General features: G+C 69.3%; 15 protein-coding genes. 6 read left to right on the top strand and 9 right to left on the bottom strand.

The features are described 5' to 3' along the window. Positions 1 to 3: 3 nt before the first annotated feature. Positions 4 to 900, bottom strand: coding sequence for an SDR family oxidoreductase (locus AB0C66_RS18855; protein WP_362439314.1), 897 nt, complete (start codon positions 898 to 900; stop codon positions 4 to 6). Positions 901 to 1,297: 397 nt separating this feature from the next. Here AB0C66_RS18855 and AB0C66_RS18860 point away from each other — a divergent pair, with 397 nt between their 5' ends. The 3 genes from AB0C66_RS18860 to AB0C66_RS18870 all read left to right on the top strand — a co-directional run bounded on the left by AB0C66_RS18860 (position 1,298) and on the right by AB0C66_RS18870 (position 3,756). After that, positions 1,298 to 1,720, top strand: coding sequence for a VOC family protein (locus tag AB0C66_RS18860; RefSeq protein WP_362439317.1), 423 nt, complete (start codon positions 1,298 to 1,300; stop codon positions 1,718 to 1,720). Positions 1,721 to 1,844: 124 nt separating this feature from the next. After that, a complete protein-coding gene (locus tag AB0C66_RS18865) occupies positions 1,845 to 2,861 on the top strand; it encodes a Gfo/Idh/MocA family oxidoreductase (RefSeq protein ID WP_362439320.1) in 1,017 nt (338 codons plus the stop codon). A 148-nt stretch (positions 2,862 to 3,009) separates the two neighbouring features. Then, entirely contained in the window at positions 3,010 to 3,756 is a 747-nt protein-coding gene (locus tag AB0C66_RS18870; RefSeq protein WP_362439323.1) for an alpha/beta hydrolase family protein, read from the top strand. Between the two features lie 59 nt (positions 3,757 to 3,815). Here the strand turns inward: AB0C66_RS18870 and AB0C66_RS18875 are convergent, their stop codons facing one another. Then, entirely contained in the window at positions 3,816 to 4,766 is a 951-nt protein-coding gene (locus tag AB0C66_RS18875) for a hypothetical protein (RefSeq protein WP_362439326.1), read from the bottom strand. A 206-nt stretch (positions 4,767 to 4,972) separates the two neighbouring features. Continuing rightward, a complete protein-coding gene (locus tag AB0C66_RS18880; protein WP_362439329.1) occupies positions 4,973 to 6,289 on the bottom strand; it encodes a DUF3533 domain-containing protein in 1,317 nt (438 codons plus the stop codon). A gap of 96 nt (positions 6,290 to 6,385) precedes the next feature. Here AB0C66_RS18880 and AB0C66_RS18885 point away from each other — a divergent pair, with 96 nt between their 5' ends. Further along, positions 6,386 to 7,030 carry a MerR family transcriptional regulator gene (locus tag AB0C66_RS18885; RefSeq protein WP_362439332.1) on the top strand — a complete coding sequence of 215 codons (645 nt, stop codon included), beginning with the start codon at positions 6,386 to 6,388 and terminating at the stop codon, positions 7,028 to 7,030. 141 nt (positions 7,031 to 7,171) lie between these two features. Here AB0C66_RS18885 and AB0C66_RS18890 read toward each other — a convergent pair whose 3' ends face one another. The 3 genes from AB0C66_RS18890 to AB0C66_RS18900 are packed head-to-tail and all read right to left on the bottom strand — an operon-like array spanning position 7,172 to position 8,591. After that, positions 7,172 to 7,552, bottom strand: a complete 381-nt coding sequence (locus AB0C66_RS18890) for a VOC family protein (RefSeq protein WP_362439336.1) — start codon at positions 7,550 to 7,552, stop codon at positions 7,172 to 7,174. Between the two features lie 29 nt (positions 7,553 to 7,581). After that, entirely contained in the window at positions 7,582 to 7,986 is a 405-nt protein-coding gene (locus AB0C66_RS18895) for an SgcJ/EcaC family oxidoreductase (RefSeq protein ID WP_362439339.1), read from the bottom strand. Further along, a complete protein-coding gene (locus AB0C66_RS18900; protein WP_362439967.1) occupies positions 7,986 to 8,591 on the bottom strand; it encodes a hypothetical protein in 606 nt (201 codons plus the stop codon). The genes AB0C66_RS18895 and AB0C66_RS18900 overlap by 1 nt, the downstream gene beginning before the upstream one ends. Before the next feature lie 435 nt (positions 8,592 to 9,026). Here AB0C66_RS18900 and AB0C66_RS18905 point away from each other — a divergent pair, with 435 nt between their 5' ends. Then, positions 9,027 to 9,425, top strand: coding sequence for a hypothetical protein (locus AB0C66_RS18905; protein ID WP_362439342.1), 399 nt, complete (start codon positions 9,027 to 9,029; stop codon positions 9,423 to 9,425). 95 nt (positions 9,426 to 9,520) lie between these two features. On the opposite strand, the gene AB0C66_RS18910 is transcribed toward AB0C66_RS18905, so the two are convergent. Next, entirely contained in the window at positions 9,521 to 10,399 is an 879-nt protein-coding gene (locus AB0C66_RS18910) for an AraC family transcriptional regulator (protein WP_362439345.1), read from the bottom strand. A 104-nt stretch (positions 10,400 to 10,503) separates the two neighbouring features. On the opposite strand from AB0C66_RS18910, the gene AB0C66_RS18915 reads away from it, so the two are divergent. Next, entirely contained in the window at positions 10,504 to 11,286 is a 783-nt protein-coding gene (locus AB0C66_RS18915; protein WP_362439348.1) for an MBL fold metallo-hydrolase, read from the top strand. 75 nt (positions 11,287 to 11,361) lie between these two features. Here the strand turns inward: AB0C66_RS18915 and AB0C66_RS18920 are convergent, their stop codons facing one another. Then, the gene (locus AB0C66_RS18920) at positions 11,362 to 11,913 is read right to left on the bottom strand and encodes a TerB family tellurite resistance protein (RefSeq protein ID WP_362439351.1); all 552 of its coding nucleotides are present in this window, start codon (positions 11,911 to 11,913) and stop codon (positions 11,362 to 11,364) included. A gap of 145 nt (positions 11,914 to 12,058) precedes the next feature. Then, positions 12,059 to 12,886: a hypothetical protein gene (locus AB0C66_RS18925; protein WP_362439354.1), complete on the bottom strand. Its 828-nt coding sequence runs from the start codon at positions 12,884 to 12,886 to the stop codon at positions 12,059 to 12,061. Positions 12,887 to 13,175 lie beyond the last annotated feature (289 nt).

Below are 13,175 nucleotides of genomic sequence, written 5' to 3' on the forward strand. Positions count from 1 at the left end.
CCGTCACCCGTCCCCGCGCGCCTTGCGCAACCAGGCCGCCTGGTCCGCGTGGCCACCCGCACCGAGCAGTCCGGTCGCTTCGAACCGCGTCCGCTCTGCCAGCCGGGGCAGCTCGCGCCGCGAGAACCATGTGACAAGCGCCGGCAGGACGGGACGGACCGGCTGGGCCAGCCGCAGCCACGGCGGGGCGTAGACCGTGACGGCGCGCCGTTCGATGGCCGCCACCATGCGTGCGGCCACCGTTTCCACGGAGTGGACGCGCCTCGCGGGAGGCGGCATATGGGACCGCAGCTCCCTCAGCACCGGGTGCTGGTCCGCGTCACGGATCATGTCGGTGCCGGTCCAGCTCAGATAGGCGATCCCGACCCCGACTCCCCGGTGCGCCAGTTCGGCCCGCAACGACTGGGCGAACGACTCCACACCGGCCTTCGAGGCGCAGTACGCGCTCATCATGGGCGCCGCACCGAAGGCCGCCGTGGACGCGATCTGGAGGAAGTACCCGCGCGTGGCGAGCAGTCCCGGGAGAAGCGTCCTCGCGGTCGCGGCGCTGCCGATGAGATTGACCTCGATCACCCGTCGCCACACCGCCGGGTCCGAGTCCCCGAACGGACCGCCCTCCGCCACCCCGGCATTGGCGACGACCACCGAGGGCGGGCCGATATCGTCATGGATCCGCCGGGCCACCTCGGCCATCGCCGCGTCATCGGTGACATCGACCTCGAAGCAGTGCGTCTCACCGGGGAGCGACTCCGCCACCTGCGCGAGGGTCTTCTCCTCCCGCCCCAGCAGAACCACCCGCACCCCCCGCCGCGCCAGCTCACGCACCACCCCCGCCCCCAGACCCCGCGCCGCGCCGGTCACGACCGCCAGACGTCCCGTCAACGGACTGGCGTTGCGCACAGGATCCTCCGAAGCAGTGTGAGAGGGCGTGAACACCGGCCGGACGTGTTCAGAGCGAGGCCGCTCCTGGCATGATGCGCGACCACTCACGACACCCTCCGAACCCCGCCCACGCCACCCCCAAACCTCCCCCGGACGGCGGCACCGCCACGACGGCGCCGGAGGTGTGCCGACACGGTTCAGGGTGTCCAAATCCGCCATCCCCCGTGCGCATTGCCGCTGTCGCGGACGGACCCTAGGATCGGACGCGTGACTGCCGGGTCGGCCATGGGCCATGAACGAGTGAGACGCCCGGCCTCGACGTGAGCGCGAGGCGGGCCAGAGGCCCGCCCCTGCCCGCCGCCGACGTACGGCGCCTCGTTTCCATGAACCCCAAGTCACGTAGAAGGAAACATTGATGACGCTCTTTCAGCAGAACAATGCGCCGTCCTCAGCCACCGCCGTCCAGCTGAACCACACCGTGGTGCACGCGCGGAACAGGCAGCGGTCGGCCGAGTTCATCGCCATCGTCCTGGGTCTCGAAGTCGGCGCCCCTTTCGGGCCGTTCCTGCCCATCGACCTCGGCAACGGTGTCACTCTCGACTACTACGAGCTGGCCGATGAGCCCGTACAGCCGCAGCACTACGCGTTCCTCGTGCCCGAGGAGCAGTTCGACGCCATGATCGCCCGGCTGGAGGCTGCCGGGACCACGTACTACGCCGACCCGGGCCACACCGAACCGGGACGCGTCAACACCCTCTTCGGCGGTCGGGGCGCGTACTTCGACGACCCGGAGGGCCACAACATGGAGATCATGACCCGGCCCTACATCAGGCCCTGAACGTGGCCGGGAGGCGGCCCCGGAAGAGGGGCCGCCTCCGCGGCCGCGCGGCCGCACCCGTTCCGTCCCTCACGTTTTACGTATAACCTGGCGCGGCACCTGTCGGCGCACACAAGGGATCGTGATGACGGCGCGAACCAGGAAACTCCGCCTCGGCTTTATCGGGCACGGGCGCCACGCCCGGGCCAACCTCTATCCGGCCATCGCGCTGGCCGGTCACACCCTCACCGCCATCGCCACCCGCGACACGGCACGGGCCCAGACGGCGGCGACGCTGCACGGAGCCGACCGAGGCTACGGCGACCACCGCCGCATGCTGGCCGAAGAGGAACTCGACGCGGTCTTCATCAGCATCGACCCCGCGGACCAGGTGGCCGTCACCATCGACTGCCTCGAAGCCGGTGTCCACGTGTTCGTCGAGAAGCCACTGGGCATGAACGAGGACGAGGCCAGGCAGGTGGCGCAGGCCGCCGAACGGTGCGGGCGCGAGGTCATGGTGGGCTTCATGAAACGCCACGCGCCCGCCTACACGGCTCTGGCCGAGCTTCTGCGGGACGCCGAGCGGTTCGGCCCGGTGATGTCCTTCACCTCGTTCTTCGGCTTCAGCCCGTGGACCGACGAACTCCGCGACGACACCGGCCTCAAGTTCGCCGCCGTGCACATCGTCGACCTCGTGCGCTTTCTCTTCGGCGACGTAGAGCAGGTCACCGGCTACAACAACTCCCGTGGCGCCGACATCAGCATGACCTGCGCCGTGCGCTGCGACACCGGTACGATCGGGTCCCTCACCTTCGCGGCGGCGCCGTCCTGGAGCCGGGAGCAGGAGGAGCTCACCGTCACCGGCCGCACCGGGTTCGCCCGCGTGGAGAACCTCACGGAGCTGGTGCATCATCACCACGCACCCGGTGATGTGGCGGCCGACGCATGGCAGCGCCCGGCGGAGGAGACGGTGGTGCGCCGCGCCGCGAACTCCCCCGCCAGCGGCGGACATCGCGACCTCTACCTCCGGGGATTCGCCGGTGAGGTCGCGCACTTCCTCGACTGCGTGAGCACGTCCCGGACGCCCATCAGCTCCGCCGCGGACAACGTCGCGACGATGGCCTTGTGCGACGACATCCTGCGGTCGCTGGGCCGTTTGTAGAGGGCGGCCCGGTACCCGAGGGTCTCGCGGGCCGTCCACGTGACCGTACGACCGGCCGAGGTGGCACACGGTCATCCGGGGCATGGGGCAGACCCGGGCGGTGGCGGTGCGGCGTATCCGGCGCGGAACGTTCGTATGCTGACCCACGGTGGCGCGGGACGGACGGGTGGTGTGGCCGGTGGCGACGTTTGTGCTGGTGCACGGGGCGATGCATGGTGGCTGGTGCTGGGCCCAGGTACGCCGTCGGCTCACCGCGGCCGGGCACGAGGTGTTCACACCGAGCCTGACCGGTCAGGGCGAGCGGCGTGACGCGCTCACCCGCGAGGTCGGTCCGGCCACACACGTACGCGACCTCACCGATCTGCTGTGGTTCGAGGACCTCACCGATGTGCACATGGTGCTGCACAGCTACGCCGGTGTGCTCGCGGGTCCGCTCGCCGAGGCCGCCATTGGCCGACTGGCCTCGTTGACGTACCTCGCGGGGTTCGTCGTGGAACCGGGGGAGTGTCTGCTCGACGTCGAGCCGTCGCGGGTCGCCGACCGCTATCGGCAGCTCGCCCGGGACCAGGGCGAGGGGTGGTTCCTCCCGCCCGCCCCGGCCTTCCTCGAGCAGTGGGGCATCCCGGACGACCGGCGCGCACACGTGGGCGAGCGGCTCACCGCGTTCCCGCTGCGGTGCCAGACCGAACCCGTGCACTACGCCCCGGCTCCCCTCACGGCGTTGCCCCTCACCTACCTCCGGCACACCCGGCCACCGCTGGAAAGCCTCGACCTGTCGTACGCCCGCGCGGTGCGGGCGGGTTGGGACATCCGAGAGATCGCCTGCGGACATGACGTCATGCTGGCCGAGCCCGATCGGACCGCGGAGCTGCTGGAGGCGATCGCACACGGCTAGGACGTGGCCGTCGCGCTCGTGGATCACTGCCTCCCTGCCGAGGCCACGCGCCTCGCGTGTCAGATCTTCAGCCGCTCCTGCCACCGCCGGAACTCGGCCACCGGATCCCCGTCCCGCCGCCACGGCCAGTGGGTCACCCGTCCGCCCAGCAGCCGGAAGACCTGACCGGCCTCCTCCTTCCGGTTGGCGGTGATGAGGGCGTACGCCAGGAGGTTCAGATCGGCGAGGGCCGCGGCGTGGTGGAAGAAGCCCGGCTCCCGCCAGGTGTCGTAGGCCCGGTCCAATGCCTGGGAGACCGCAGGCTGGGCCCAGTGGTTACGGGCCAGGAGGGCTTCCATCCCGCCCCTGTCCAGCACCGAGTGGTACTGCATGACATGCGCGGTCAGCTCCACTCCGGCACACGGCGCGTTCGCCGGCATCTGGGCACGCATACCGTCGATGAACTCGAGGACGTGCATATGGGAGCCGCCCTCGTCGGGCGAGAGAAAGCCCAGCATGCTCAGGTGGCCCTCGCGATGCCACCTGTCCCGTGACAGCAGTTCCTGCCACAGGGTGAACACATCGTTGCGCGGAGAGCGTTCCAGGCGGTAGACGCCCAGCAGCACCAGCCATGGAGTGGGGTCATGCTGGTTGGCCTCGGCGGCGCGGTGGCAGGCCGCGACCACCGCGGCGGCATCGGACATCCCGCCCTGCCCGCGGCCGCGGACCAGCTGGACCCAGGCGTGCAGGGTCAGGGCGTCCGCGTTGTCCGGTTCACGGGCGGCCCAGTCGGCCGGGAGGTTGGAGTCGGACAGGGCATGGGCCAGCACGGAGACGCGATGTGCCCGGCGGTCCCAGTCGCCCGGGCTCCGCTTCAGTACGCCGCTCACCCGGGCCGCGCCGAGCTCCGCCGCGCCGATCGTCCCCCAGGCGCTCGAGTCGCGCAGCATCTTCACGAGCTTGGCCAGCTCCCCGTCGTCGAGTTCAGGAGTGAGGCGCGCTCCATTACGGCGAAGAGAAAACAGTGGCATGATCAAAAGGCTATGAGCGCAGCGGCGTGGGGCAAGCCATCTGCGGAGATCGTTATCCCACGCATACCTTCGGGGCGGTGTGCCATCCGCATGGTGAGATCCCGTCGGCGCCGCTTGACACAAGTGGTGTTTTCGCTGAGCGATCGGTCTTCGTGGCGGCGCTCCTGGCCACCGCCTTCCGCCAGTGGCCAGGAGTGCCGGACCCGCTACGCGGCCGTCGTCGTCGCGGTCGCAGCCGGGTGGGCATGGGCGCGGCGCAGCCCCTTACGGTCGTAGAAGGCGGTGGCGGCGTATCCGATCACGAGCGCGACAACCAGCCCGATGCCCATCATCAGCCACGCCCGGTCCAGCCCGGCGTCCCCACGGGCGCCGAAGTAGAGGATGGAGCGGACCCCGTCGGTGATCTGGCGCAGGGGCTCGAACACGGCGAGGTGGCGGTAGAAGCTGGGAACCGCCTCGAGCGGGATGGTGGCACCCGAGGACGGGAGGGCCAGGGCCAGGAAGACGAAGGTGGACACCAGGATGCCGGGGGTGCCGATGGCCGCCATGATCGACAGACAGCCCAGACCGACCACGGCGATGGCGCAGTACGAGAACACCCAGAGCAGGCCGAGGTGGTCCGCGTCCATGTCGAGGACGCCGACACACGCGACCATCATCAGGGTCGCCATGATGGCGGCGAGGCCCGCCATCAGCCCCCATGCGGTCATCAGCGTGTGCCGCCGGTCGACGCGAAGGGCGGGCTGTTGGGTGCGCCAGGGCCCGATGTCGCTGGCAGCGAAACCGAAGCCGGAGTCGACGAGGCCGGTGATGACGTTGGCGCCCAGGAAACCGCACAGCGTGAGCAGCATCGCGTAGAAGAAGGCGGTCAGCCCCATACCGCTGTGGCTGCCCAGGGGATGTCCCGCGACCGTCCTGATGGCCAGGGGATCGGCGAGCATCAACTGCTGTGCGGCGCTCATCGGCCCACCTCGCCCGGTGGTCCGCTCCGTCAGCTCCTTGCCGAGCGTGGCGGACGACGCGCGCCCGGCCTCCGTGGCCGCGGAACTCGCCATCGAGCTGGCGGAGCTGCCGGAAGCCGGGTTGGTGAGCACCGTCAGCGTCGGCCGGTGGGGCGGGGACGAGGCCGTCCGGGGCAGGGCGAGGAGCGTGGACGAGAAGTCCTCGGGCACCACGAGGGCTCCGTAGAGCTTGCCGCGGGACATCTGCTCCCTGGCCTGCTTCTCGCTGAGCTTCTGCCAGGACACCTTGCCGTCGTTCGGCCCCTTCAGGATGCCGTCGGCTATCCGTTCGCCATAGGCCACCCGGCCACCGTCGACCGTGGCTCCCCGGTCGTTGTTGACCACGCCCACCGGGAGATCGCGCATCGCCCCGCGGGGATTGACGACACCGCCCATGTACGCCATGGACAGCAGGAAGGCGACGAGTCCCAGGACGACCGCCGCGGGGAGCCACAGTCCGCGCGAGCGCAGGGCATGTGTGGCGAGGACCCGGGGCGTGGGTGCCTCAGGGGTTTCGGGCATGGTCATCCTTCCCGGCAACTTTGGATACTTCGAGTATCCAACATAAGATACTCGAAGTATCCAATGAAGCAAACGCGTGGTCGGGCGAGGGAAGCGATGAAGCTGTCGGAGCTGAGCGAGCGATCCGGGATCCCGATCGCGACCATCAAGTTCTACCGGCGCAAGGGCCTGCTGCCACCGGGCCGCACCCTGAGCGCCACCGAGGCGGACTACGACGACGCCTACCTGCGACGGCTCAACCTCATCCGCGCGCTGACCCGTCTCGGTGGCCTGTCGGTGACTGCCGTGCGCGACATCCTTGCCGAGCTGGACGGACCGTCGTCCCCGGCCCGGGCCATGGGTGTGGTCGACTACGCGCTGTCCTCCGGTGCGCCGGACGTCGATACGGACCAGCCGGATGAGTCCGAGGGCGACACGCGGTCGGAGGGCTGGGCGGACAGTCTCATCACGGCGATGGGCTGGGAGATCTCCCCGGACTCCCCGCACCGGCACGCGCTCGACCGGCGGATGCGGGCGCTGCGCCACCTCGGCCTGGAGTGGGACACCGATGAACTGCGCGCCTACGCACGGCTCGCGGAGGAAGCCGTGGGGCTCGACGCGGCCCGGCTCGCCGGATCCCAGGACAGGATGGCGATCGCCGAGCGCATGGTCATTCTGCTGACCCTCTTCGAACCGGTCCTGTCGCTGATGCGCCGCCTCGCCCACGAGGACGCGGCGCGGCGGGGTACGACGGAGCTGTAGGACGCGGGAGACCGGGCCAACGTGGCCCGCGAGGGCGGGCGACGGCCTGCGGGTGGCGCGTGTCGTCGCCGCCACCGGTCCGTCAGGGGGCGCCGCACCCGGTCTCCGGGGCCGTCGGGCCGGGTGCGGGCAGCTCCTCCGTCAGGACGTGGGGGACGGCGGCCCGCCATATCCGTGGGCGGACAGATCGAACCAGTTGCCCTCGGGGTCCATGGCCCGGTACTCGGCGAACGGACGGTTGGTGTGACGCTCGGCGGGGGCATCCGCACCGGCGGCCTGGAGCCGCTCGGCCATCACATCGGTGTCGTCGACCTGGAATCCGAAGTGGTTCATCCCCACCGGTACATCGCCGTCGAGGCGATGGGCGATGAGCGCGAGCGTCAGATATCCGTCGCTGAGGAAGCAACTGCCGTCCGGGTCCCGGTGGAAGACCTCCATGTCGAAGACCTCGGAGTAGAACGTGGCGAGCTTCTCGGGGTCACGGGCGACCATGGCCAGATGGCGGAGTGTGGGCTTGCTCATGGGAAGCGGGCTCTCCTCGGTGTGGGGGTTCACGATGTGCGGTTTCCGCGCAGCGGCACCATGTTGTGGAAGGCGGTGATGGCCCACCGGCCGGTGGTGGCGTCGCGCTGCACCACCGCGAGGGCATGGGTGTCCGCCAGCGGCACACCGTCCGGCCCGGTCACCGTCGACTCGGCGTTCACCGTGGCGATGTCCGGGTGCGGATAACGGATCTGCCGTACGTGGGCGGTGAGGGTCGACCCGCGGTACGCACCGCGGAACAGCGCCGCGTGTCCATCGGCGATCCCGGCCCGTCCCGGCGGCTTGTCGCCCCTGACGGTGGTGAAGTCACAGTCTTCGGAGAAGTTCGCCGCGAAGCCGGGGGCGTCGCCGCGCGCCCAGCATTCGGCCATGGCCTGCCACAGCGCGGTGATGCGCTCGTCGGGAAATGCCATCAGCACACCACCGCCTCTTCCTCGAGGGCCCGGGGATCGCCGGGAACGGCCCGGACGCGTAACGGGAGTTCATCACATCCGGCACCGATGTGGCCGGGCGGTGGCGGAGCCCATGCCGCGAGGGCGTGGTAGAGCGCTCCGCCGCGGCGTTCCAGATAGCAGATGATGTTGACCGGCCATGCCGTCGACGCGAAGACGTAGTCGTCCATCGGCGTGGGATGTTCGCTCAGGATCATCGAGTGGTCCTGTGGGGGGCCGATCCGGTGCCAGTCGGGATGCATATGGATCGAGCCCAGGAGCTCCAGCCCCTCGGCCTCCGCCTCACGGGAGGCGCGCAGCAGGTCGCGGGAGTCGACCCACCAGCCGCGGGATTCGTTCTCGTACATGGACCCGTACGTCGGGACGATCGACTCGGCGAACTCACGACGTGCGGCGGGGTCGTGGACACGGGCGTTGGCGGCGAAGGCGAGGCGTTCGACGTGTATGACGCCGTCGTCCGCGGTGCCCACGAGAAGGGCGAAGCAGGGCAGCGGTTCCTGAGGGGTGATGCGGTCGTACGCGGTGCTGGCTTCGGCCAGGAACGCGGTCAGCGCCTGATCGTCCATCAGCACGGTGGGGGGTGGTGCAGCTGTGTACACGCCGGATGAGCGCATGACAAACAGCCCTCCGAGGGTGAGCCTGGCGGGGGATCGGCCGTGGTGCGGCAAGTGGCCGGGGTGTGAGGACGCTACCCAAGAAGTTCTTGAGACTTCAAGATGTGTGCCCCGCGGACCCCGGCGTTGTGGGTCGCTCCGGCCGGCAGGCGGGTCTTTGCAGCTTGAGGCAAGGCATATTCCCCAGGGGGAAATCACCGGGGTCCTGTGTTTATGAGGTATGTGCGTCGCGAGAATGCGGGCCCGCCTCGTGGTGCTCCTGAAGTGCCGTTTCTCATGGTTCTCACAGACGCTCTTCAACGGCCCTTCAGATTGGCTCGGTTGCATTCAGCCATGGAAGCGGCGCTGAACCGCTCCGCACCACAACGACCCTCCGGGAGATTACTGATGAAGAAGATGATGGTTCCTGGTTTCCTTACCGCCGCCGTGCTGGTGGGAGGAGTTTTCGCGGCCGGTTCCGCCCAGGCCGCGGAGAACACCGGCGCGCAGAAGTCCAAGACCACCAGTAGCCAGGCCAAGCCCGCCACCGGCACCTCGCACACCGCTGCCACCTGCGCCGCACATGCCGGAACGGTCACGCGAGCCGGAAAGGTCGTGGCTCTGAAGCCCGGTACCACGAAGGTTCTCGAGCCCGCTACCGTGACGGTTCTCAAGCCTGGTAACGCGAAGGCTATGAAGCCCCGTGCCACGAAGGTTGTCAAGCCGGTCGCCATGAAGGTCTGTGCTGGAACGAAGGTGGATCGGGGTATCGAGCGAGGTGCCGTGGGCGCGGCGCCTGTGAAGTAATCACCCGCGTCATCCGAGGGGCCCGTGCCGGGGAGAGCGATACGCTCTTCCCGGCGCGGGGCGGCATGGGGGCGGCGCCTTTCTGTATTCCCGTCTCATATCTCGGTCCGCTGGCCATGACGGAAATCGCCGGGCGTGAGGCCGGCCTGGCGGACGAAGAATTTGCCGAAGTTGGTCGGCTCGGAGAACCCGAGCTGGCGGGAGATGGCGGCGACAGGTGCGTCGGTGTGGGCGAGCAGCCGCTTCGCCTGGAGGGCCACCCGCGCGTCGATGATCTGCTTCGCCGATTGCCCGCACGCTTCCGCGCAGGCACGCGTCAGGGTCCGGACGGTGCAGCCCAGTGCCCGCGCGTAGTCGTCGGCGCGGCGTGTGCGCCCGTAGGAGCGTTCCAGCTCGACACGGAAGCGGGCGTACAGCCGGTGGGCGGCGCTTCCCGGGACGGTGGCGTCCGGTCGCGGGAGCCGGTCGATGTGCAACAGCAGGGCGGCGAGGAGGAGTTGCAGGATCTCGGCACAGACGGCCCCCGGCCCGCGGCGGTATTCGGTGGTGAGCCGACCGAACGCGCCGGCCAGCTCCGTACGGTCGCCACAGGTGCCCAACTGCCAGCGGGTGGGGCCGAATCCATCGGTGAGCAGGCGGTCGGCGGCACTGAACGCCGGGGGGAACGCGGCGGTGAACATCAGATACGGCCCGCCAAGGCCGTCGGCCGGGTCGAACCGCTGCACCTGTCCCGGGCGGGTCCACAGCAGGGTGCCGGGGGAGCAGGAGTGGGCCGTGAAGTCGATGGTGTGGCTGCCACTACCGGTGGTGATGAGAGTGAGCGCGTGGAAGTCGGCCCGGTGCACCCGTGCCAGCATCGCGCCGGGGACCCTGCGGCGTAACGTGGCCAGATCCGTGGCCTCGAACCCCGGGACCGAGGTGTCGGGGGGATGGAAGCCGTACCGCGGAATCGGCAGATGTCCGTTACTGACCATCGTGGGTCCTCAACTCATCTCGTCCGCAGGCCCGTTCGCTGTGATCGTAAAGAACGCGAGGGCGGGCCGAGTGGCCGCCGGGCCGATGGGCAGAGGAGCAGGGTGTGAACGGCAGGATCACCGTCGTCGACAGGAAAGCGGTCCGGATCCACAGCTACATGGCCCCGGACGACCGGCTGCACGCGACCACCCAGCTCATCGAGACCCCGGACCGTCTCATCGCGGTGGACGCCCAGTACGCGCTGGCGGACGCGGACGAGGTCGTGGCGTACGCGACCGGGCTGAACAAACCCCTCGACCGTGTCATCCTGACGCACTCCCACCCCGACCACATTCAGGGTGCCGGGCGGTTCCGCGCCCCCGTTCACGCCCTCGCCGTGGTCCGGGAGCAGATCGCCGCCCAGGGCGACGGCCAGGACCCCTCCGGCACGGCCATCCCCGTCGCCCACATGATCCCGAGCGTGGTCATCAACCCGGGCACCGAGGTCATCGACGGGATTCCGTTCGTCTTCGAGGCATACTCCGGCGGCGAGGCCCCCGACCAGCTGGTCATCCGCCTGCCCGAACAGCACACACTGATCGCGCAGGACCTCGTCTACCACCGTGCCCATCTGTTCCTGGCGCAGAACGACATCGCCGGCTGGCAGCGGGCGCTGGAGACACTGTCCGCCGACCCCTCCTACGACCTCGTCCTGCCGGGTCACGGTCTGCCCGCGAGCCGCGAGGTGTTCGCGGAGATGGCGCGGTACCTGACCGATGCCCGGGAACTCCTCGGCGACGACGGAGAGGCGTACAAAAAGGCGATCATGGAGCGCTATCCCGACTGGAGCTGCCCGTCCATGATCGACATCGCCAACCTCTACCTCTTCGGTGGGCAGGACGGCTGACCCCGGCCGCCCGTAGGGCGGTGCCCGCCGTCCCCCGCGGGCGCGGCCCGGGGCCGACGGGTCCGGGGCCGGGTGTCAGATGCCGAACTCCGCCGAGGACAGCCCCAGCGTGGCGCACACCTCCCGCAGAATCTGCTCCTCGGCGGGCGCCACATAGCCGTCCGCGCCCGCCACCACGATGCCGGTCTGCACCACGGCTCTGGCCTCGGCGGGCTTCTTGGCCGCCTTCGCCACCTCCTGGAGCGCCTCCGTCCTGCCCCGGGCGAAGTCGCTCATCATCAGGTCGACGTGCTTGTTGAACCGGGTGCGCAGCTGGTCGGGCGGGAAGTTCTGAAGGACGTCGTTGGACAGGATCAGCGATTCGACGTGCTGTCGCTCCGCGGGGTCGACGTGTCCGTCGGCCGCGGCCACCAGGGCGCACACGGCCATGCTGGCGTCCCGGTAGGCACCGCTCTTCAGCTCGGTCTTGAGTGAGGAGAGCTGTGTCTTGAGCACGCCCACGAGCTGGGCCTTGGACCCGCCGCGCGAGCCGGAGCGCCCGGGTACCCCGGAGCCGCCCGACCCCTGGCCGCTCCGCTGCTGCTGGAGGTTCTTGGCCTGGTCCTTGAGCCGGTCCCACATCGCCACTGCTGCCACCTCGGCTTCGCTTGTCGTTCACCACCGGACACGTGCCGTCACGTGTCATCCCGGCAACGTACATGGCCGTCACCGAGTTCCTTGCCGTACCGGGCCCACGGTCCCCCGGCTCCGGCCGGGGGTCGTGCCCACGGTCTCAGCTGGTGTTCTCCCAGGACTTCTCGTATGCCTTCCTGAGGTCCACGGTCTCGGCCTTGGTGGGAGTGCGAGTGGGCAGGGGCTTGCCGAACTCGCTGAAGTTCCAGGTAGTCGGCCAGGGCCTGTCCTCGGAGTTCCGGATCCTCAGGGGCAACGGTTTGCCCTCCATGGCGACATAGACGGTGACCTTGCGGAAGCCATTGGTCGTCACGGGGATCGCCTTCCGGCCGCCGATCTTGACCACTGAGCCCTTGGTGGCCCCCTCGCCGTCCCAGGCGTCATGGGACTCCCGGAGCACTTTCTCGGCGTTGCTGCACCCTCCGAGCCGGGTGTTCAGATCGAACGCCCTGGCATAGCCGTACTTGCCCTTGAGCTTCTCGGCCAGCTGGGGGCCCACGGGCATCTCCAGGGCCCACAGACCGGGGTCGGCCTTCACCCATGCCATGTCACCCCGTTTGATCGTCTCGCTCAGGTCTCCGCGGTCAACAACCTGTCCGTTCTGCCGCTCTCCACCCTCTCGCGCGGTACCGGTGCAGTCGCCGGACATGTCGATCATCACATTCGACCTCCACCCCAGCTCGGATGTCGTCTCCCGCATCCGGAACGATTCCGCGTCCTGGAGCGCGCGCCTGGCCTTGGCCAGCACGGTCTTCGCGGGCAGTTTCTCGACACCGGATCGGGTCGGTGCCGGTGAGGGAGACGCGTCACTGGAGCCGCTCTTGCCCTGGGGCCCGGAGGTTTCCTCCGTGCCGCAGGCAGCCGTGAGTATGGCCAGTGAGACGGCGGACGCGCCCACCACCGTGTGGCGTGCGATGGTCTTCAGCATTCTCGGTCCCTGTTCTCCGCGCTTTTCCTGTGAGGAATGAACGGTGTGGTGTGCGATGGCTCCCGGGGTGGCCCCGGCCGGAGGTGCGACGGGCTCGGGTACAGCAGTACACGATGCACCGGGATAGGGGTGACCTAGGGAAAAACCCCAGGTCCGGCCGGTAGTGGGCGGCTCATATGCTTCTCCCGGCCGCCACGTCTTACGAGTCTGTGACACACACCGGTGACACGACCGTTTCACCGCCTGAGTGTTGCCAGACTCTGGTGCCAACGGGGTTGCGTACGGCGTT

It is taken from the genome of Streptomyces sp. NPDC048636 (genome assembly GCF_040650655.1).
In the GTDB taxonomy this organism is placed as follows: Bacteria; Actinomycetota; Actinomycetes; order Streptomycetales; family Streptomycetaceae; genus Streptomyces.